Origin of the sequence: Bradyrhizobium arachidis (assembly GCF_024758505.1) — a bacterium.
GTDB classification, from domain to species: Bacteria; Pseudomonadota; Alphaproteobacteria; order Rhizobiales; family Xanthobacteraceae; genus Bradyrhizobium; species Bradyrhizobium manausense_C.
This window is the reverse complement of record NZ_CP077970.1, coordinates 6,327,912-6,346,198: the sequence shown is the minus strand read 5'-3', so window position 1 is coordinate 6,346,198 and position 18,287 is coordinate 6,327,912. Positions and strand designations below refer to the sequence as shown.

Sequence of the window (18,287 nt, the reverse complement as noted above, 5' to 3'; positions counted from 1 at the left end):
CTACCGGTTCTTGTTCACCGGCTTGCGCTTCTCGATGAAGGCCGCCATGCCCTCGGAGCGGTCTTCCAGCGCGAAGGTCGCGTGGAAGAGGTTGCGCTCGACGCTCATGCCTTCGGCAAGCGTGGTCTCGAAGGCGCGGTTGACGGCTTCCTTCGCCATCGCGGTCGCCGGGCGCGACATCGATGCGATCTTCTCGGCCGCCGCCAACACCTCGTCCATCAGCTTGTCCGCCGGCACGATGCGGCTGACGAGGCCGCTGCGCTCGGCTTCCGCCGCATCCATCATGCGGCCGGTGAGGCAGAGGTCCATCGCCTTGGATTTGCCGATCGCGCGCGTCAGGCGCTGGGTGCCGCCGATGCCGGGAATGGTGCCGAGCGTGATCTCGGGCTGGCCGAACTTGGCGGTGTCGGCGGCGATGATGATGTCGCACATCATCGCCAGCTCGCAGCCGCCGCCGAGCGCGTAGCCGGCGACCGCCGCAATGGTCGGCTTGCGGCAGTGCGCGACGCGGTCGCCGCCGATCGCGGCAAAATCCTCGGAGAACATGTCGATGAAGGCTTTTGGCTGCATCTCCTTGATGTCGGCGCCGGCGGCAAACGCCTTGTCACTGCCGGTGATGACGATGCAGCCGATGGCGTCATCGGCCTCGAGATCGTCGACGGCTGCCGCGATCTCGCGGAACACGCCGAACGACAGGGCATTGAGCATTTTCGGACGGTTCAGCTTGACGATGCCGACCGCGCCTTTGCTTTCGACGATGATGTGTTCGAATGTGCTCATGTTCCACCCACGCTTTGATTGGGCGGGCAATTTGCCCGCTGGCGCGGTGGGCTTCAAGAGGCCGGATGTCGCCGCGGGACGCGCGAGCCGCGCGCCCCGGAAATGGCTGTCAGGCCATGAACATGCGCGCGGCAGAGGCCAGCGTCAGAAGTGCGCCGAAACCGATGAAGATCTTGCCGATCAGGGAGGTCTGGTCCCAGGTCGAGCTTTCGCTGCTGGCCGATGCCATGACCGGTGCGGGGCGCGGCTGCGCCTCGACGGCGGCAACCACCGTCTTCTGCGCCGGCGGATTGTCCTGGAGCAGGGCGCGGTCGGTCTCGCTGAGCTGGTCGGATGCAACGGGCTGGCCGGCGGCCTTGTCGGCGGCTGCAGCCTGGACGTTGTCATTGGCCTGCGCCGTCATCGCCGTCGCGCTGGCTGCAAGCGGCGTATCGGCGGCGGCCAACTGCGCATTCGCGTTGGCGATGGATGCAGGCATCGTGCTCGATGCCGGGATGGCATCGTTGGCCGCCGTGATGGGGGCGTCCTTCTTGTCGGTCTTGCCGGCCTTGTCGTCATCCGATTTCTGGGCCGACTTGCTGGTCCGGGTGCGGGCGTAGTGACGCCGGTGCTTGGTGTATCTGACGGCGTCGGTCGACTTGCCGGCGCTGTCCTGCTGCGTGCTGGCTGGCGTGGCCGGGGCCGCCTGCAGGCTGCCCCCGAGAGCCACGAAAAGCCCGGTGAGTAGGATCAACGCCGCACGCCCACTGGTTAGGCTCATTTTGATGTTCTCCCCAAATTCCGCCCGTCCCGGTTGCGAACAGAGACCCCGGGGCGTGACGGCAGCGGGGCAGAAAAAGGGAATCTTCGGGCTTGAGGGGGCAAAAGCGGGGCAATCGCCTCCCGCATGCACTGCGCGACGGGTGTCAGGGGAACGGATCGGTGTTATGAGCCTGCCGACCTTTCGGCCGGGCCGGCTTGGTCCGGACCGCTGATCACGAGTTCGTGATCGTCGGAGCCCGGCGTAACAAATTGATCAAGCGGCCGAATTGCTAGGTGGGAGCGCGCGTGCGCGGACGTGAAGACGAATGGACCGGCCTGATGCGGTCGGCCATGGCGGGGGATGATGCGGCGTATCATCGCCTGCTGAAGGCGGTCACGCCGGTGCTGCGGGCTGCCGCCAGGCGCGGTCTGGCGCGTGCCGGGCAGCCGGTCGATCAATCCGAGGATATCGTGCAGGACATTCTCTTGGCGGTCCATCTGAAGCGGCACACCTGGGACAGCGAAGCGCCCTTCGCGCCGTGGCTGTTCGCGATTGCCCGCAACAAGCTGATCGATGCGCTGCGCCGGCGCGGCAGACGCGTCTTCGTCAACATCGACGATTTCACCGAGACCCTGCCGGGCGAAGCGCCGGAGGAGACGGCATCCGCGAGCGAGGTCGCGGCCCAGCTCGGCGCGCTGCCGCAGCGCCAGCGCGACGTGCTGCAGTCGATCGCGGTCGACAGCGCCTCGATCAAGGACACGGCCGCCAAATTCTCGATGAGCGAAGGCGCGGTGCGGGTGGCCCTGCACCGGGGTCTCGCTGCGCTTACCGCCAAACTGCGGGACCATTAGCTATGGATACCGATCAACTCATCCGCACGCTTGCTGCCGACAACGCCCATCGCGCGCCGCGCGTCGGCGCCGTGTTGACGCTGGCGTTGCTGGTCGCCGCGCCGCTGTCGATTTTGATCTTCGCGACCTTCCTCGGCGTGCGGGCGGACGTCATGAGCGCGATGCGCAATCCGTTCTTCGATATGAAGTTCGCGGTCACACTGTCGTTGGCGATCCCCGCGATCATCGTCAGTCTGCATCTGTCGCGGCCCGAGGCGCTGATGCGCGGCTGGGGCTGGCTGCTGTTGCTGCCCGTGGGGCTGCTCGCGGTTGCGATCGGCGGCGAGATGATGATGGCACCGGCCATGCCGATGTCGATGCGGTTGATGGGCAAGAATTCCAGGGTCTGCCTGCTGGCGATCCCGGCGATGTCGCTGCCGCTGCTGGCCGGCGCGCTGTTCGGGCTGCGCCACGGTGCGCCGTCGCGACCTGTACTTGCCGGCGCGCTCGCCGGACTGCTGTCGGCGGGACTGGCGGCGACGCTCTATGCCTCGCACTGCACCGACGACTCGCCGTTGTTCGTGGCGACCTGGTACACGCTCGCCACCGCGCTCGTCGCGGCGATCGGAGCGCTCGCTGGCTCGCGGGCTCTTAGATACTAGGCGCCGCTCAAGCGACCGACGCCGGGCTTTCCGTATTCTGCTGCATGCGGTGGAAGCGCAGCACCTGCTGCGCCGTCGAGCTGCGCAGCGCGTCATAGGTGTCGCGCGCCGTCAGCATGTCTGTCGGCGAGCCGCCGGACAGCTTGTCGCGCATCGCGATGACCGCACGCACGCTTGACCACGACATGCCGGCGACCTTGGCGAGGATCATCACGCCCTCGGTGCGGCTCTCGATCATCATGTTCTCGGCGACCCCAACCGCGACGCCGGCAAGTGCTGCGAGCGCGGCGTTGGTCTCATCGAACTTGCCTTGTTCGGCGAAGGTCGCGACCTGATGCTCGTTGAGCCGGCCGTCCTCGAACAGCGACCGCACCAGCGCGCGCGCCATCTCGGTCTGCCGGGTCATGGCTGCCGCGCGGATCCGCTGGCTCGCTTCCTGGACCGCGTTGGAGATCGCGTCGGCCTGGCCGGGATTTGCCGCCTCCAGCTTCCGGCGCACGCTCAGCGACGCCTTCGCGACCAGCTTTAGATAATGATGGCGTGGCAGGTCGGGGCGCAGGCCCACGCAGGTCGCGAGGTCGTCGTCGCGTTCGGCGCGCGTGATCAGTTCGCTGAGGCTGCCTTCGGAGAAGTGCGCGCCCGGATTGCTGACGGTGGACTGGACGACCTCATCGTTGCCGCGCGCGACCAGCACGTCGGTGAGCGCGTCGGACAGCACGCGCCGCATCGAGATCGCCTTCAGGTGCGCCTGGCTCTTGCTGCGCGCGATCTCGATCAGCGTCGCTTCGTCGAGCCGCTCCGACTTCGTCAGCACGGGACCCGCGACTTCGATGACATCGTCGAGCGCGAGCGTGCGGACGATTTTCGGCGGCGCCATGTGCATCGGCGCCAGTCGGCCGGAAAGCAGCGCCTTGGCCTCGGTCTCGATGTGCTCGACCAGGCACTGAAAGACGTCGTCGAACAGGCCGATCTGTTCGTCGGAATAATCCACCGCACCGTTGATGAAGAGGTCGGTGACGCGGCGCAGCGTCTCCACACGACGGGCGACCGTGCCGTGGGACAATGTGGTCTGGAGCTCGTCGAGCAGGTTGTCGGCCGGCTTGGCAGTTTTAGTCGCAGACTTGAATTTCATAGCCCTATCCTGGAGCGTTCGATCCGGCCGCGCTCCTCCGCGCCCGGGAACAGATCAATCGGTTAACTAGCGGCAATGCGGTTGCGTCCTCGCGCCTTGGCGGAATACAGCGCGCTGTCGGCGCGCGCGAGAAATGTGTCGGCATTATCGTTGTCGCGCAGCGCCGCGACGCCGGCGGAAATCGTCACGCGCATGCTGGGCGAGAACGCGCCCCAGTCGAGATCGGCGACGATCATGCGGAGCCGGTCGAGGATGCGCGCGGCGGCGTCGCCTTCCGTCTCGGGCAGGAGCAGCAAGAACTCCTCGCCGCCATAGCGGCCGAAGCGGTCGACCGGGCGGATGTTGGCGAAGACGGTGATGGCGAAGGTCCGCAACACCTCGTCGCCGATCGGATGGCCGTGGGCGTCGTTGATGCGCTTGAACCAGTCGAGGTCGATCAGCGCGATCGCGCAGGGCTTTGCCGCCTTGCGGGCCAGCGCGATCTCCTCGTCGAGCAGGCGCATGATGCAGCGGCGGTTATAGGAGCCGGTCAGCTCGTCGAGCTCGGCGAGCTCCTCGATGCGCTGATAGGCGGCCTGGAGCTCGATGCTGCGCGTGTAGAGGATCTTGCGCAGCGTGCTGCCGAACAGCCCGAGGAACGAGCACTGGCCGATCACCAGGACGAAGCACAGCATCGAGGCGAACCGCTCGAGGCGGGTTGCGACCGGCAGTCCGATCGGCAGATCGGTGAACATGAACACGGTTACGAGGCCGGCGGTGGCAAGCCCCCATGTCGTCATCGCCTGGCGCGACGTCATGCGCAGCGTGCCGAATGCGAAGATCAGGAACAGGACGCTGATGAAGCAGATTCCAATCGTCGGCACCGCCAGCAGGAATACGAGCTGCAGCGCCATGTGCGCGGTGATCTGGTAGACCGTGAGATAGTGATCGGTGAACCGGTCCTCAAAACCGCTCTCGGACAGCACGGTGAAGGCGCCGATGATCGTCAGCCCGCCGATCCAGAACAGGGAGGGCACGATCATCGCGACCGCGCCGTCATAGGCATAGAGCAGCAGGACTGAGGCGCCGAACGAGTAGCTGACGACCTGGGTGAGATACATCTGCCGGCGCTGCCGAACGCGGCGCGCACTCACCTCGGGTGTCACAGCGCTCGCGGCGAGCGCGATCTCGGCGACCTCGGAGGCCGTACGGTCCGGGGAGAACGACGCGGGAGTGCTGCCCATGGTCTCGCTACTGATGAACGGAGATCAAAAATCTACGTGGGAAGCCTTTAGGTTTGGTATCCTTGGGCGCCGAATCCGGCCCTGCCGCACCGGCAATGGCCTTGATCGGCAACGGGAATTAGCGAGCGGTTAGGCATCGGCCGGCAATCCGGCCGCACCTCACTGCCAGAGGCGCTGCACAAGGCTGTGCTATGGATCGAGGCTTGGTAAGGTCGCCTGCGCTTGCCGGGCGCGCCGCAGGGAAATGTTTCAGTATCATGTTACCTATTTTTGGGGTGGGCGCCGGCCGGCGCCTTTCACGACCGCAAGAAAATGGACGTATGTGGGGTAGGTCACACAGGCGGCCGTACGTTTGCGGTAAGTTGAAGAATCTTGCGGCACCCGTCGAACCGTCCGCGGTTTCCTCCCGACCAACTTTGCGAGACGGCCTTTGAGCGTGACACAGGCGGCTACGGACGAGGTCCTGATCGCCCGGATCGCCCAAGGCGACCGGCTCGCTATGCAGGTGCTGTACGGGCGGCATCATGTCAGGGTGTATCGCTTCGGGCTGAGGCTCGTGCGGGACGAGCAGACGGCGGAAGACCTCATCAGTGAGGTGTTTCTCGACGTTTGGCGTCAGGCCGGCAAGTTCGAAGGCCGATCCGCGGTTTCCACCTGGCTGCTGGCAATTACCCGATTCAAGGCCCTCTCTGCGCTCCGGCGCAGGAAGGATCTCGAATTGGACGACGAGGCCGCCAACGCGATCGAGGATTCGTCCGACAATCCGGAAACGGCGGTTCAGAAGAAGGATACCAGTGAAGCGTTGCGGGAGTGCCTCACGGGACTTTCGCCGGAACATAGGGAAATCGTCGATCTCGTCTACTACCACGAGAAGTCCGTGGAGGAGGTGGCCGAAATCGTCGGGATACCGGAGAACACTGTGAAGACGCGCTTGTTCTATGCGCGCAAGAAACTGGCCGAGCTGCTGAAGGCAGCCGGCGTTGAGCGAGGCTGGCCATGATGGCTTTGAGCAAGAAAATGCTGGACCAAGAGCCCAGTGAGATTGAGGTTCTGCTGCCTTGGCATGCTGCCGGCACGCTGAACGCCCGCGACGCTCGCCGCGTCGAGGAAGCGCTCGCCCGGGATCCGGGGCTTGCGAAGCAATATGCAGCGATCCGCGAGGAACTCGCTGAGACCATCCATTTGAACGAAAGCCTGGGAGCGCCATCGGGGCGCGCCATGCAGAAGCTGTTTGCGGCAATCGACGCCGAGCCGGCCCGCGCGGGAAGCGCCACCATCGGCCTGTCGCAGCGGATCGCGGCCTTCTTCTCCAGCCTGTCGCCGCGCACGCTCGCCTGGTCGGCAAGCCTCGGCGCGTTTGCGCTGGTGTTGCAGGCCGGCATCATCGGTGCCGTGCTGGTGAAGAACCAGTCGTCCACGTTCCAGACCGCGTCGCTGAGCAAGAGCGACTCCGTCACACGCGCGCTTGGGCCGCAGGCGGCCGCGCCGGCTGCCGCCCACGCTCTGGTGCGCTTCACGCCGGACGCCCGCGTCGCCGACATCACCGCGTTGCTCGACGGCTATCAGGCCTCGATCGTCGGCGGGATGAAAGGCGGTATGTTTAGCCTGCAATTCGCCCAGGCGATGAGCCGGGACGAACTGAATGGCCTTCTTGGCAAGATGCAGCGCGAGAAGATCGTCGACCTTGCCGTGCCGGCGCCCTGAGGCGCCCTGAGCTCATGACGCAGAAGTCCGAGAGAGGCTTGAGAGCGGGGGTCTGCGCTTCGTCGGTGAGCGCGGCGCTTCTGCTCGGCGCCTGCCTCGGTGTCGAGGTGGCGCATGCGCAGGCGATCATGCGCACACCCACGATCAGCGTTCCGTCCCGTACGCCGACCGTCAACACCATCGTTGCCCCGCGCGTTCCGCCGAACATTGCGGGGAGGGTGAGCGTTGACCGTGGTCCCGGCATTGCGCTGCGACCGGGCGGGCTCACCGCGATCAATGCCGCGCGGCCCACAATGCCCTATGCGCGCTATTCGCCGAACCTCTATCCGTCCTGCACCGCGCCTTACCGGGACGCCAACGGCGAATGCGTCGACAAGCCGAACGCCAGCGGCGACGGCGGGTCCGGCAAATCCGTCAAGAAGAGTACGGGCAACGGGCGCCGCAATAACTCGACGCCGGCCGTCGTCAATCTGAGGACCTTTGCCAACGAATTCGTCGCCGAGATGGATGTGCGGACGTCGCCGACCGACGCCGACGAGTTTGCGCGCCGCCACGGTTTGACGCGGCTCGCGCTGGAAAACTTTCCGCTGATCGGCGCGACCATCGGTCTGTTCCGCATCGCCGACGGCCGCACTTACGACACCGTGCGCCGCGAACTCGTGGCCGACAGCAGCGTGCGATCGCTGCAGGACAATTTCCGCTACGTGCTGCAGGACCAGAAGGCGGGCGTCCCGACCGAGGGCGATCCGGCGCAATATGCGCTGGCAAAACTCCGCCTGCCGCAGGCGCACACACTGGTGCATGGCGCCAATGTGACGGTCGCGGTGATCGATTCCGGCATCGACGCTAGACATCCCGAACTCGCCAATTCGATTTCCGACAATTTCGACGCGCTGGGAAGCCAGGAAGGCCCGCATATCCATGGCACCGGCATCGCCGGGGCGATCGTTGCGCATGCGCGGTTGATGGGCAGTGCGCCCGAGGCGCGCATCATCGCGATCCGCGCCTTCGGCGGCACCACGGGAGGCGCGGAGAGCAGCTCCTACGTGATCCTGAAATCGCTGAACTACGCCGCCGAGCACGGCGCGCAGATCGTCAATATGAGCTTTGCCGGGCCGAAGGATGCGGTGATCGAGCGCGCGATCGCCGCGACTGCCGCACGCGGTCTGGTGCTGATTGCAGCCGCCGGCAACGCCGGCGCAAAATCGCCGCCGCTCTATCCGGCCGCCAACCCGAACGTGATCGCAGTGAGCGCGACCGACGCGCAGGACAAGCTGTTTACCGCCTCGAACCGCGGCAATTACATCGCGCTGGCGGCGCCCGGCGTCGATATCTTCCTGCCGGCGCCGGATGGCAAATACCAGATGACCTCGGGCACCTCGTTCTCGGCGGCCTATGTCAGCGGCGTCGCGGCGCTTCTCCTCGAGCGCAACTTCGCGCTGAAGCCGGAAGCGCTGCGCATGACGCTTGCCAAGACCGCGCGCGATTTGGGAACGCCGGGCCGCGATGATCTGTTTGGCGACGGCCAGGCCGATGCTTACGCCGCCGTGATGGCCGTTCCGGTCGACGGTGCAACGCCGATGGCGGCAGCACCCGGTACAACTAAACGTGAAGATGCGTCGGAACGTCGCGAAGAGCCGGGAACACGCGCGCTGGAACAACCGTCGCCGACCATGGCCGCCGATAAATCCACGATTTCTCAGGCGGATAGGCCTGCGACGCGATAGCAGCGCGAAACCCTGCGCGCGTAACGAAGGTTAAAAAATCGCGCGGGCCGCGTTGAACGTTCAGCTCCCTGCCACGACCAAATGATGTGGGAGCGGTCATCCCTCCCCATCGGTCATATTAGGCGCGAGCGCCCATCCACCCCAAGCGCCCATATGGCTCGACCCGTCCGGTTGTCCCCCCGGACGGGTCTTTTCTTTTTGGGCACTGCCTTTCAGAACGAGAGCGTTTCGAGCGAAGCGCACACCGGTTCGCGTCGAGAAAACGCGTCAAAAAAGAATCCAGAGCCCCGTTCCGATCCCATCGGAACGGAAACGGCTCGTGTCGTTTTCAGCTCCAAGTTGATCCGGACGTGCGAAGGCCTTGCCTGCCGTCTTGCGTGCCGCGCCGCAACGCTTCCATGCCTGTGGGTGGCTTGACTCGGAAAGCCCTGAAAACTCCGCGCGACTACGGTTTTCGGCGACGCAAATTGTGTCCTTGCTGGACAAGTCAAAACTTTTCCACAAAATAATCCCGTCACGTCTAAATTGATTCGTCTGCGTTGCGTCTCGCGTCCGTAGTTCTCTCCTGACGGGCTGGTTCATGACACATCGCCAAGACGTGGCTCGCGGCCGCGCTGTTGCCGCGCGCTGGTGCGCGCTCGCCGAACAGCGGCTGGAGCATCTCACCGAAATGTTCGAGACGGGGCGCTGGCGCCGCTACCATTCCGAACTCGCCTTTCTCGAAAACATCCAGGAAGCCAAGCGCGCCGTGCAGACCTGGCGGGCCCTGGCCACCGGCGAGGACGTGCCGCCGCCGCCCGGGCCGGTGTCGCTGGGATGGTTCCCGGCGGCGCCGTCGCGCGGCGCCCCGCCGCTGGAGCAGGCCCAGACCGTGCAGCCCAAGGCCGTCCATATCGAGCCCGAAACCGCGGTGCCGGTCGAACTGGACAGCATGGCCCATCGTCTGGCCGAAATCGTCGAGGCACCGATCGTGCCGGCCATCGAGCCGCCGCCGATCCCGGAGAGCGTGGTCGAATTCACCTTCAACCTCGACGGCATCGAGGCGAAATACCCGCTGCTCAGGAACGCGTTCTAGGGCTTCTCAAGGGCAGCATCTCCCGACCCGTCATCCTGAGGTGCGAGCCCTGCGGTGCAAGGCACCGCGGAGCGAGCCTCGAAGGATGAACGGCCCGTCGGCAATAGCACTCAACATTACTTCTTCGGTCTGGGCGCACCTGCCCGCCGTCGCGCGAGCAGGCTTACCGCTTTCCAATCCGAGCGAATGAGCGCCTCCTTCTTGGCGCGGCTCCACCCTTTGAGCTGTCGCTCGGCCGCGATACCATCGGTAATTCGATCGAAGTGCTCCGACCAGACAAGAACAACCGGACGTCTCGAATGGGTATAGCCTTGGTAAGCCCCTGCGTTGTGCTCGTCGACCCGTTTGGAAACGTCATCGCCGGTAGCGCTTCCAATGTAGAAAGAGCCGTCCGCGCATCGCAACATGTAGACGTAGATGCCCACAACGTCATCCTTCGAGGCTCCCCGCGCGGCGCTGCGCACCGCACGGCTCGCACCTCAGGATGACGGCAGCCTGCGTGTTGTCAACGCCTACCGCCGCACCGCATTCCCACTCACCACCACCTGCGCAAAGCGCTGCGCGCCGTCGGCGGAGAGATCCGTCGTCACGGCGCGGGCGTGGTCGAGCCCGACCACCGCGCCGAGCGGCGTCTCCGAGATCATGTTGTTGTTGACGAGCGCGGTGCCGGCGCCCGACACGACCGACACGCCGATGCCTGCCAGCGCCTTTCGGATGACGTTGCCGGAGATCACGATATCGCGGAGATATTTGCCCCAGCCGGCGACGATGCCGTAGGACGGCGCGTTCTCGACCACGTTGCCGGTGACGGAACTATCCGCCTCGACATAAATGCCGACGCCGGCATCGTCGTCGGGCGCGGTGCCGATCGGCCGCTTCGGGATCAGATTGCGGATGATGTTGCCCTGGACCACCGCGATGCGGCCGCCTTCGTTGAAATTGCAGACGGAGACGCCGACGGCGGCGCCATCGACCGTGTTGTTGGCGATCACTGCGGCCTCGAAGGCGAACTCCGAATAGAGCGCGACCTCGCGCACGTCGCTGACGCTGTTGCCTGATATGTGGATGTTCGAGGCCGAATTGCCGCGCACCGCGGAGTAATCGCAGTTCCTGATGCGATTGCCGCGCACGATCACGTTGCCGGCGCGAAAGGCGTTGATGGCGTTGCCGTACTGGCCGGAGCCGCCGGGGCCAGCCTTGATGTCCTCGATGCGGTTGTCGGCCACGAGCGTGCCGTCGTCGCCGATGGCGGTCCGCAGGATCTCGATGCCGTTGTCGTTGGTGCCTTGAATCGTGTTGCGCGAGACGTTGAGGCCTTTGGCGTCGAAGGAGACGACGGCGGTGACGGCGATGTTGGTAAAAATGTTGCCGGAGATGTCGCCAAAAATCTGCTCGAGCCAGATGCCGCTGCCGCCGCTGCCCTTGATCTCGCAATCGGCGATGCGGACGTCGCGTCCACTGAGGCAATGGATCAGACCGCGCCGCGTCGGCAGCGGAATGGCACCGCCATCGAAGGTGATCCCGGTGAGACCGATACTGTCGGCGCCTTCGCTGAGGATGATGGAGGGGCCCCCGGTGAACACCAATTTGGTCGCACCGCGCACGCCGATCAGCTGCGCGCCGCTCGGCAGGCGCAAGAGTCCGGTGCGGTACACGCCGGCCGGCAGCGCCAGCGGGACTTGCGCGCGCGCGGCCTCGTCGATGGCGCGTTGCAGGACGCGCGTCTGATCCTCATTGCTGCCGGGGCGCACGCCGTATTGTGTCGCATCGCGACCGAGCAGTGATGTCAGCGGAGCCGCGCGTGCGGCGTCAGTGGGCATAGCGACCGCCCCGGCGACTCCGGCGGCAGTGGCTCCGATGAGATGGCGGCGATTGACGTCCATGGTGCGTCCTTCCGCGGACGCGGGAGGTCCGCAGCGGGTTAGGTAGCGCAGAAATAGGGCAGGGCGGCCGGGGGCGCGAAGATTGTTCGAGGTAGGGTTAAATGTTTACCCCACGAGAGGTGTCGTAGGGTGGTTAGCCGAAGGCGTAACCCACCAGTGCTCTCAACGCTCGGAAAGCAAAGAGGTGGGTTACGCCCGGCGAACTGCGCTTCGCGCAGTCGCAAGGCTAACCCACCCTACGACGTCACGCTGTGCGGCGCGCCTTCCGTGCCAGTTGCACCATCTCCATCAGCATCGCTTCGCCCGCGTCGACCAGCTCTTCCAGCGTGATGCGCGGCGCCGTTCCTCTGTGCCGCGACGCACCGCCGCGCGCCAGCAGCGGAATGTGAATGAACGCCGCAAGCGATGGCCCGCCGTCGGCCTTGACCTTCTCGATCGCGCGCCAGCTCAGATAGTTGCAGAGATAGGCGCCGGCATCGCGCGAAGCTCGCGCGTCGATGCCGGTGAGGCGCGCAGCGCGCAACAGCCGTGCGGTATGCGGGCCGAACAACATCGCGTCCGCATTGGCTGCGATGCCGCGCTTGCTTGAGCGGGTGTTGGCGGCGTCGGGCCAGAGCATGGTGACGGCGTTGCGCGCGCGGGTCTCGACGCGCAGGTAAGGCGTCCGCGCGGCGAGGCCGAACATCAGCAATGCATCTGGCTTCACCTTCGCCAGCACCTCGGGCAGTTGCCGGTCGACGGCGGCGTAGGTCACCGGAAAGATGTGGCTCGCAAGCTCGACGTCGTCGAAAGCGGGACGGCGCAGCCGCAACAGCCGCGCGACCAGCGGCTGGGTCGGATTATAGGGTGCGCCGGGAAACGGACCGAAACCGGTGAGGAGGATGCGGAGCTTGTCGCTCATTGCAGCAGCTCCATGATGTGTTCGGCGGCGAGCGCCGGCGTGACCCGACCGTCGGCGACCTCGGCTTCGATCTTCTTCACCTTGGCGCGGACGGCAGCTTCGGTGCGCAGCCTTGCCAGCATGCGTTGCTCCAGCATCGACCACATCCATTTCACCTGCTGCTCGCGCCGCCGCGCGGCGAAATCGCCTGATGCGTTCATCGCCTTGCGGTGATCGAGGATCTTTTGCCAGAGCTCTGCGATGCCCTTGCCGGTCAGTGCCGAGTAGGTGACGACGGGCGGATGCCAGTGCTCCGAGCGGGGGCTAAGAATATGCAGCGCGCCGCGATAGTCGGCCGCGGTAATGTTGGCGCGCTTGAGATTGTCGCCATCAGCCTTGTTGATCGCGATCATGTCGGCGAGCTCGACCAGGCCCTTCTTGATGCCCTGCAGCTCGTCGCCGCCGCCCGGCAGCATCAAGGCGAGGAAGAAGTCGGTCATGTCGCAGACCGCCGTCTCCGACTGGCCGATGCCGACGGTCTCCACCAGCACGACGTCGAACCCCGCCGCCTCGCAGAGCAGCATCGCCTCGCGCGTCTTGGCTGCGACCCCGCCGAGCGTGCCCGACGACGGCGAGGGGCGAATATAGGCGTGGTCGGAAGCCGCGAGGCGCGCCATCCGCGTCTTGTCGCCGAGGATCGAGCCGCCGCTGCGCGCCGAGGAGGGGTCGACCGCGAGCACCGCGACCTTGTGGCCCTGCTCGATGAGATAGCTGCCAAGCGCGTCGATGGTGGTGGACTTGCCGACGCCGGGTGAGCCGGTGATGCCGACGCGCACGGCCTTGCCGGTGTCGGGCAGCAGCATCTGCACGAGATCGCGCGCGTGGGCCTGATGGTCGCCGCGACGGCTCTCGACCAGTGTGATCGCCCGCGCCAGCGCGGCCCGGCTGCCGGCACGCAGGTCCTTGGCGAGGACCTTGATGTCGAGGGATGCCTTCTTCTGAATCATACCCTGCTTTACAACGGCCTGATGACGCAGGCGAGGGGCCGGGCCGGCTTCAGCGGGCTGCCGCCGCAGAGGTCGTCTGCGCCGGCTTCACCTTGCGCCAGATCCACAGCATCACCGGCCAGAGCAGCGCGCCGATCGCCATGGCGGCGAGGATCGCGGCGACGGGCCGCTCGAAGAACGGCAGGATGCTGCCGTCGGACTTGATCAGCGAGGTGACGAAGGCCTGCTCCACCATCGTGCCCATCACGATGCCGAGCACCATGGCGGCGACGGGATAGCCGTTGGCCTCCATCACATAGCCGATCACGCCGAAGGCTGCGACGGTGACGACGCCGAACATGTTGTTGCCGATGGCGAACGAACCGACCGCGCAGCATAGCATGATGACGGGCATCACGGTGGAGCGCGGCGCGCGCAGCACATAGGCCGCGATCCGGATCATGGCGATGCCGAGCGGGATCATCAAAATGTTCGCGATGATGAACATCAGGTAGATGGCGTACATGCTCGAGGCTTTTTCGGTGAACAGCGTCGGCCCGGGATTGAGGCCCTTCATGTAGAGCACGCCGATCGCGATCGCCGCGATGGTGTCGCCGGGTATGCCGAACAGCAGCGAAGGCACCCAGCCGGACGCGATGCTGGCATTGTTGCTGGCGCCGGCCTCGACCAGGCCCTCGACATGACCGGTGCCGAACTTTTCCGGCTCCTTGGAGAAGCGCTTCGACATCGCGTAGCTCACCCAGGCTGCCATATCGGCGCCGGCGCCCGGCAGCACGCCGATGATGATGCCGATGATGTTCCCGCGCGTCATCTGCCAATGGTATTTCTTCGTCAGCGTCCACTGGCCCGCCATGATGCTCCCGAACTTGCGCCGCGGGATCGGTGGCGGTTCGGGCGTCAGCATCGCGCGCATGACCTGCGCGACCGCGAAGACGCCGACCAGCGCCGGGATCGGCTCGATGCCGCCGAGCAGATCGGTGAGGCCAAAGGTGAAGCGCGGCACGCCGCCGGGGTTTTCGATGCCGATGCAGGAGACGAGCAGGCCAATGAACATGCCGGCAATCGCCTTCACCGGCGAGGAACGCGCCACCAGCGTTGCACACATCAGGCCGAGCAACGCGAGCCAGAAATATTCGAAGGTCGAGAACGACAGCGCGATCTCGGCGAGCGGCGGCGCCAGCGCCATCAGCGAGACGACACCGGCGATGCCGCCGACCGCGGAGAACCAGACGCCGGCGCCGAGCGCGAGTTCAGCCTCGCCTTTCATCGTCATGGCATAGGCCTCGTCCGCGTAAGCCGCGGAGGCCGGCGTGCCGGGAATGCGCAAGAGCGCGCCGGGGATGTCGCCGGAAAAAATCGCCATCGAGGATGCCGCCACGATGGTCGCGATGGCTGCGATCGGCGAGAGATAGAATGTGACAGGGACGAGCAGGGCGGTTGCCATGGTCGCGGAGAGGCCGGGCAACGAGCCGATAACGAGGCCGTAGACGGAGGCCGCGAACATCGCGACGATGACCTCCCACGTGGAGATGAGCCGGAACGCCTCGATCAGGGTATTGAGCATGGATCACCAGGGCATCGGCAACAGGCCGGCAGGAAGCGGCACGCGCAGCAGTTTTGCGAAGATCAGGTGGATGCCGATCGGCGCCAGGGCCGCGAGCGGCAGCGCGAGCTTCCATTTCGCGCCGAGCGCGGTCGAGGTCGCCAGCACGATCAGCGCGGCCGTGATGATGAAGCCGAGCCGGTCGGCGGCGACCACGTAGAACAAGAGCAGTGCCGGCGGCAGCAGCGCGCGCAGGCCGTAGAACCGGCCGGTCGGCGCGGCCCTGGCCTGGCCTTCCTCGACCGGGATGAGTTCCTCTTCTTCCTCGAACGAATGGCCGATGCCGAACACGATCGCGAGGCCGCAGAGCGCGAGCCCCGTGCCGATCACAAGCGGAAAGACGTTGGGGCCGACCGGCTGGCCCGGCACCGGCGGCAGCCGCCAGCCGCCATAGGCCGCGGCGGCACCGAGCACGACGAGAAACGATCCCGTAACGGAGTCGGGAAGACGCATGGACGAGTCCTATGAACGGTGCGCTCCCTCTCCCCGCAAGCGGGGCGAGGTGATCTGAGTGCCCTTGGCCAACTGACCCAAAGATCAGGCCTTCGCGAGACCAGCCGCCTTCATCGCTTCGCCCATCTGCGCGTCGCCCTTGTCCATGAAGGAGGTGAACTCGCCGGCATCGCCCCACACGGTGCCGAAGCCGCGGTTGCTCATGAACTCCTTGAACTCGGTGGAGTCGTAGACCTTCTTCAGCGCCGCGGTGAGTTTTGTGGCGATCTCCGGCGGCAGGCCCTTTGGCGCGCCGATGCCGCGCCAGGCGCCGGTCGAATAGTTGATCCCCATCGCCTCCTTCAGCGTCGGGACATCAGGGAAGACCTTGTTGCGGGCAGGCGCCATGATGGCGAGGCTCCTGGCCTTGCCGGCCTCGATGATGGCGCGGGCTTCCGGCACCGAGCACGTCGTCAGGTCAAGCCCGCCTGCGGCGAGATCCTGCATCGCAGGCGCCGCACCGTTCGACGGCACCCAGGCGACCTGGTTGGCCGGCAGTCCCATTGCCTGCATCCAGCCGACCAGCGCGAGATGCCAGATGCCGCCCTGGCCGGTGCCCGACGCCTTGAACTTGCCGGGAGGTGCCGCCTTGATCGCCTCGGCCAATTCCTTGACCGTCTTGTAGGGCGAGGTGGACGAGACCTGGATGCCCGGCGGGTCCTCGTTCATCAGCGCGAGCGGCGTGTAGCTCTTCGGCGTCAGCTCGGTGAGGCCCTGCCAGTGCATCATCGAGATCTCGACCGTGAGCATGCCGATCGTGTAGCCATCGGGCGCGGCGGTCGCGATCGCGGAGTGGCCGACGACGCCGGAGCCGCCGGTGCGGTTCACGACGTTGAAGGGCTGGCCGAGGTCCTTTTCCAGCAGCGCCGCCACGATGCGTGCGGTCGCGTCCGTGCCGCCGCCCGCACCCCACGGCACGATCACGGTGACGGGACGTGCCGGATAGGCCTGCGCAAGCGCCGGTGTGAAACCAAAGGCGGCAGAGGCCGCAGCTGCAACGGACGAGGCCGCAAAGGTGCGGCGCGTGAGCTTGGACATGAATGCCTCCCAGCGGCGCCCGTGACGCCGGGCGCTCTTGTCGATGTGGCATTTTAGGCAGCTTTGCAGCGCGGCTGCAAGGTAGCGCTACCAAAGTGATCGACGCGCTATGCGAAACCCGGATGGCCCAATGAGCAGTCGGAAATCGGGTGGGTTTTGCCCGCGCGGATCACGATCAATGGAGGGCATGTGACCAAAGCCAAGGGTAAACCTCCAATGACCCAAGCCTATTACAGTGCCGTGCTGGACCATCCGGTGGACACCGTCTGGTCGCTGATCCGCGACTTCAATAACTACCCCGCTTATATCGACGGTGTCAGCGAGAGCGTGATCGAGGACGACAAGCGCGGCGACGAAGTCGGCGCCATCAGGCGCTTCTGTTATCTCGGCAACTGGATCCGTCAGCGCCTGGTCGATCATTCGGACCGGCAGCACACCCTGACCTATGCCGGTCTCGAAGCGCTGCCGTATCCGCAGGACGGCTCGAGCCAGGTACCGTCGCCGACGCGCTACCAAGGCACCATGCATCTGCGTCCGATCGTCGAGGGTGACCGCACCCTGATCGAATGGTCGGTCGCACTCGATACCGAGCCAGCGGATGCCGATCGCTGGCAAGCCTTGTTTGGTTCGTGGATTCCCGCCTGGACGGATTCACTCGCGCGGACGCTGGCACGCTCCAGCTAGCGACGGCTCACTGCTCGCTATCTTCGTCGCCCTTCGGCCGTGCACCGCCAAAAATGCGTGCGCCTTCGGGCGTGAGGTACGGCTTCAGCGCCTCCCACGGCACGAAGGCGACGTATTGGCCTTCGGCATAGGGACCGACCGCATAGGGCGGATAGTGGAAGGTGAGGCCGGAACTCTTGCCCGCCTCCGTCGAGGGCGCGAGCGTCACCGCGCCGATCTTGAGAAGGGTGGGCTGGACGTCCTTGAACCATTCGTTGGTCGCGGTATCGCCGGCGTCGCGCTTCTTCTTTTCGCTTCTGAGCGAAGCGATGATCGCCTTCTGCATCGCCTTCATAGTCGCGCCGTTGTCGGCGGTTTCGGTGAAGAACGGGCGGATCGAGATGCGCTTGGCGGCCGTCTTGTCCCACAGGATCGTGTTGACGCCGGAATTGGGATGCGCGGCATGGGTGTCCATGTAGTCGTCGCGGAGCACGCTGACATAGCGATCGCCGACGACCGAGCGGACCGAATATTTGCGTTCGAACTCCCAGCCGCCATCCTTGAAGAACTGCGGATCGCTCTTGCGGGAGGCGGCGGCTTCAGCCGCGTTCTTCTCGATCCACTTCTTACCCTCGGCGAGGCAATCGGCTGACAGCACGGGATCGGCCTTGATCTTGTCATCCAGCAGGACGGTGGCTCTGACCGATTGGGTCTTGATGATGGCGTCGGGTTTTGGCTCGGCGGCGCGCAGGGGCGAGGCGAGCGCCATCATGGCCGCGAGAACGGCGAGCGCGCGCAGGGCCGATCCGGCACGCTTTGCTTGATGGTCCATCAATTCAATGCTCA

Annotated in this window: 20 protein-coding genes; 7 read left to right on the top strand and 13 right to left on the bottom strand. The window is 65.6% G+C overall.

The features are described 5' to 3' along the window. Both KUF59_RS29375 and KUF59_RS29370 read right to left on the bottom strand, forming a co-directional pair. Entirely contained in the window at window positions 1-780 is a 780-nt protein-coding gene (locus KUF59_RS29375; protein ID WP_212455680.1) for an enoyl-CoA hydratase, read from the bottom strand. Window positions 781-889: 109 nt separating this feature from the next. Continuing rightward, window positions 890-1,540 (bottom strand): hypothetical protein, encoded by a 651-nt coding sequence (locus tag KUF59_RS29370; protein ID WP_212455679.1) that lies wholly within the window; start codon window positions 1,538-1,540, stop codon window positions 890-892. A 287-nt stretch (window positions 1,541-1,827) separates the two neighbouring features. Between KUF59_RS29370 and KUF59_RS29365 the strand changes: the two genes are divergently transcribed. Beyond that, a complete protein-coding gene (locus KUF59_RS29365) occupies window positions 1,828-2,373 on the top strand; it encodes a sigma-70 family RNA polymerase sigma factor (RefSeq protein WP_212455678.1) in 546 nt (181 codons plus the stop codon). Between the two features lie 2 nt (window positions 2,374-2,375). After that, on the top strand, window positions 2,376-3,014 hold the full coding sequence (locus tag KUF59_RS29360) for an NrsF family protein (protein ID WP_212455677.1): 639 nt from the start codon (window positions 2,376-2,378) through the stop codon (window positions 3,012-3,014). A gap of 7 nt (window positions 3,015-3,021) precedes the next feature. Here the strand turns inward: KUF59_RS29360 and KUF59_RS29355 are convergent, their stop codons facing one another. Together KUF59_RS29355 and KUF59_RS29350 are read right to left on the bottom strand one after the other, a co-directional pair. After that, entirely contained in the window at window positions 3,022-4,146 is a 1,125-nt protein-coding gene (locus KUF59_RS29355; RefSeq protein WP_212455676.1) for a DUF2336 domain-containing protein, read from the bottom strand. Window positions 4,147-4,208: 62 nt separating this feature from the next. Beyond that, window positions 4,209-5,369, bottom strand: coding sequence for a GGDEF domain-containing protein (locus KUF59_RS29350; RefSeq protein ID WP_212455675.1), 1,161 nt, complete (start codon window positions 5,367-5,369; stop codon window positions 4,209-4,211). Window positions 5,370-5,799: 430 nt separating this feature from the next. On the opposite strand from KUF59_RS29350, the gene KUF59_RS29345 reads away from it, so the two are divergent. The 3 genes from KUF59_RS29345 to KUF59_RS29335 are packed head-to-tail and all read left to right on the top strand — an operon-like array spanning window position 5,800 to window position 8,800. Then, on the top strand, window positions 5,800-6,369 hold the full coding sequence (locus KUF59_RS29345) for a sigma-70 family RNA polymerase sigma factor (protein ID WP_212455674.1): 570 nt from the start codon (window positions 5,800-5,802) through the stop codon (window positions 6,367-6,369). After that, window positions 6,366-7,073, top strand: coding sequence for a hypothetical protein (locus KUF59_RS29340; protein WP_212455673.1), 708 nt, complete (start codon window positions 6,366-6,368; stop codon window positions 7,071-7,073). The genes KUF59_RS29345 and KUF59_RS29340 overlap by 4 nt, the downstream gene beginning before the upstream one ends. 14 nt (window positions 7,074-7,087) lie before the next feature. After that, window positions 7,088-8,800: a S8 family serine peptidase gene (locus KUF59_RS29335; RefSeq protein ID WP_212455672.1), complete on the top strand. Its 1,713-nt coding sequence runs from the start codon at window positions 7,088-7,090 to the stop codon at window positions 8,798-8,800. Window positions 8,801-9,067: 267 nt separating this feature from the next. Here KUF59_RS29335 and KUF59_RS29330 read toward each other — a convergent pair whose 3' ends face one another. Continuing rightward, the gene (locus KUF59_RS29330; RefSeq protein ID WP_212455671.1) at window positions 9,068-9,382 is read right to left on the bottom strand and encodes a hypothetical protein; all 315 of its coding nucleotides are present in this window, start codon (window positions 9,380-9,382) and stop codon (window positions 9,068-9,070) included. Between KUF59_RS29330 and KUF59_RS29325 the strand changes: the two genes are divergently transcribed. Then, window positions 9,381-9,875 carry a TIGR03809 family protein gene (locus KUF59_RS29325; RefSeq protein ID WP_249139987.1) on the top strand — a complete coding sequence of 165 codons (495 nt, stop codon included), beginning with the start codon at window positions 9,381-9,383 and terminating at the stop codon, window positions 9,873-9,875. The two genes, KUF59_RS29330 and KUF59_RS29325, sit on opposite strands and share 2 nt — an antisense overlap. Window positions 9,876-9,991: 116 nt before the next feature. On the opposite strand, the gene KUF59_RS29320 is transcribed toward KUF59_RS29325, so the two are convergent. The 7 genes from KUF59_RS29320 to KUF59_RS29290 all read right to left on the bottom strand — a co-directional run bounded on the left by KUF59_RS29320 (window position 9,992) and on the right by KUF59_RS29290 (window position 16,778). Next, window positions 9,992-10,300 (bottom strand): GIY-YIG nuclease family protein, encoded by a 309-nt coding sequence (locus KUF59_RS29320; RefSeq protein ID WP_212455670.1) that lies wholly within the window; start codon window positions 10,298-10,300, stop codon window positions 9,992-9,994. 87 nt (window positions 10,301-10,387) lie between these two features. Then, complete coding sequence (locus KUF59_RS29315) at window positions 10,388-11,758, bottom strand: TIGR03808 family TAT-translocated repetitive protein (RefSeq protein WP_212455669.1); 1,371 nt, start codon at window positions 11,756-11,758, stop codon at window positions 10,388-10,390. 244 nt (window positions 11,759-12,002) lie between these two features. Continuing rightward, complete coding sequence (locus tag KUF59_RS29310; RefSeq protein WP_212455668.1) at window positions 12,003-12,659, bottom strand: pyroglutamyl-peptidase I; 657 nt, start codon at window positions 12,657-12,659, stop codon at window positions 12,003-12,005. Continuing rightward, a complete protein-coding gene (gene meaB, locus KUF59_RS29305) occupies window positions 12,656-13,645 on the bottom strand; it encodes a methylmalonyl Co-A mutase-associated GTPase MeaB (protein WP_212455667.1) in 990 nt (329 codons plus the stop codon). Before meaB ends, KUF59_RS29310 begins: the two co-directional genes overlap by 4 nt. A gap of 49 nt (window positions 13,646-13,694) precedes the next feature. Beyond that, on the bottom strand, window positions 13,695-15,209 hold the full coding sequence (locus tag KUF59_RS29300; protein WP_212455666.1) for a tripartite tricarboxylate transporter permease: 1,515 nt from the start codon (window positions 15,207-15,209) through the stop codon (window positions 13,695-13,697). Window positions 15,210-15,212: 3 nt separating this feature from the next. Then, window positions 15,213-15,701, bottom strand: a complete 489-nt coding sequence (locus tag KUF59_RS29295; RefSeq protein WP_212455665.1) for a tripartite tricarboxylate transporter TctB family protein — start codon at window positions 15,699-15,701, stop codon at window positions 15,213-15,215. Window positions 15,702-15,785: 84 nt separating this feature from the next. Beyond that, window positions 15,786-16,778, bottom strand: coding sequence for a tripartite tricarboxylate transporter substrate binding protein (locus KUF59_RS29290; protein WP_212455664.1), 993 nt, complete (start codon window positions 16,776-16,778; stop codon window positions 15,786-15,788). Between the two features lie 189 nt (window positions 16,779-16,967). On the opposite strand from KUF59_RS29290, the gene KUF59_RS29285 reads away from it, so the two are divergent. Beyond that, window positions 16,968-17,462 (top strand): SRPBCC family protein, encoded by a 495-nt coding sequence (locus KUF59_RS29285; protein WP_258767275.1) that lies wholly within the window; start codon window positions 16,968-16,970, stop codon window positions 17,460-17,462. Window positions 17,463-17,469: 7 nt separating this feature from the next. On the opposite strand, the gene KUF59_RS29280 is transcribed toward KUF59_RS29285, so the two are convergent. Then, on the bottom strand, window positions 17,470-18,213 hold the full coding sequence (locus KUF59_RS29280; RefSeq protein WP_249140032.1) for an RsiV family protein: 744 nt from the start codon (window positions 18,211-18,213) through the stop codon (window positions 17,470-17,472). Between the last annotated feature and the right edge of the window lie 74 nt (window positions 18,214-18,287).

Coding starts and splice junctions, on each gene's coding strand:
- KUF59_RS29375 (WP_212455680.1), bottom strand. CDS start 780: ATGAGCACATTCGAACACATCATCGTCGAAAGCAAAGGCGCGGTCGGC.
- KUF59_RS29370 (WP_212455679.1), bottom strand. CDS start 1,540: ATGAGCCTAACCAGTGGGCGTGCGGCGTTGATCCTACTCACCGGGCTT.
- KUF59_RS29360 (WP_212455677.1), top strand. CDS start 2,376: ATGGATACCGATCAACTCATCCGCACGCTTGCTGCCGACAACGCCCAT.
- KUF59_RS29355 (WP_212455676.1), bottom strand. CDS start 4,146: ATGAAATTCAAGTCTGCGACTAAAACTGCCAAGCCGGCCGACAACCTG.
- KUF59_RS29350 (WP_212455675.1), bottom strand. CDS start 5,369: ATGGGCAGCACTCCCGCGTCGTTCTCCCCGGACCGTACGGCCTCCGAG.
- KUF59_RS29340 (WP_212455673.1), top strand. CDS start 6,366: ATGATGGCTTTGAGCAAGAAAATGCTGGACCAAGAGCCCAGTGAGATT.
- KUF59_RS29335 (WP_212455672.1), top strand. CDS start 7,088: ATGACGCAGAAGTCCGAGAGAGGCTTGAGAGCGGGGGTCTGCGCTTCG.
- KUF59_RS29325 (WP_249139987.1), top strand. CDS start 9,381: ATGACACATCGCCAAGACGTGGCTCGCGGCCGCGCTGTTGCCGCGCGC.
- KUF59_RS29330 (WP_212455671.1), bottom strand. CDS start 9,382: ATGAACCAGCCCGTCAGGAGAGAACTACGGACGCGAGACGCAACGCAG.
- KUF59_RS29315 (WP_212455669.1), bottom strand. CDS start 11,758: ATGGACGTCAATCGCCGCCATCTCATCGGAGCCACTGCCGCCGGAGTC.
- KUF59_RS29310 (WP_212455668.1), bottom strand. CDS start 12,659: ATGAGCGACAAGCTCCGCATCCTCCTCACCGGTTTCGGTCCGTTTCCC.
- meaB (WP_212455667.1), bottom strand. CDS start 13,645: ATGATTCAGAAGAAGGCATCCCTCGACATCAAGGTCCTCGCCAAGGAC.
- KUF59_RS29300 (WP_212455666.1), bottom strand. CDS start 15,209: ATGCTCAATACCCTGATCGAGGCGTTCCGGCTCATCTCCACGTGGGAG.
- KUF59_RS29295 (WP_212455665.1), bottom strand. CDS start 15,701: ATGCGTCTTCCCGACTCCGTTACGGGATCGTTTCTCGTCGTGCTCGGT.
- KUF59_RS29290 (WP_212455664.1), bottom strand. CDS start 16,778: ATGTCCAAGCTCACGCGCCGCACCTTTGCGGCCTCGTCCGTTGCAGCT.
- KUF59_RS29280 (WP_249140032.1), bottom strand. CDS start 18,213: ATGATGGCGCTCGCCTCGCCCCTGCGCGCCGCCGAGCCAAAACCCGAC.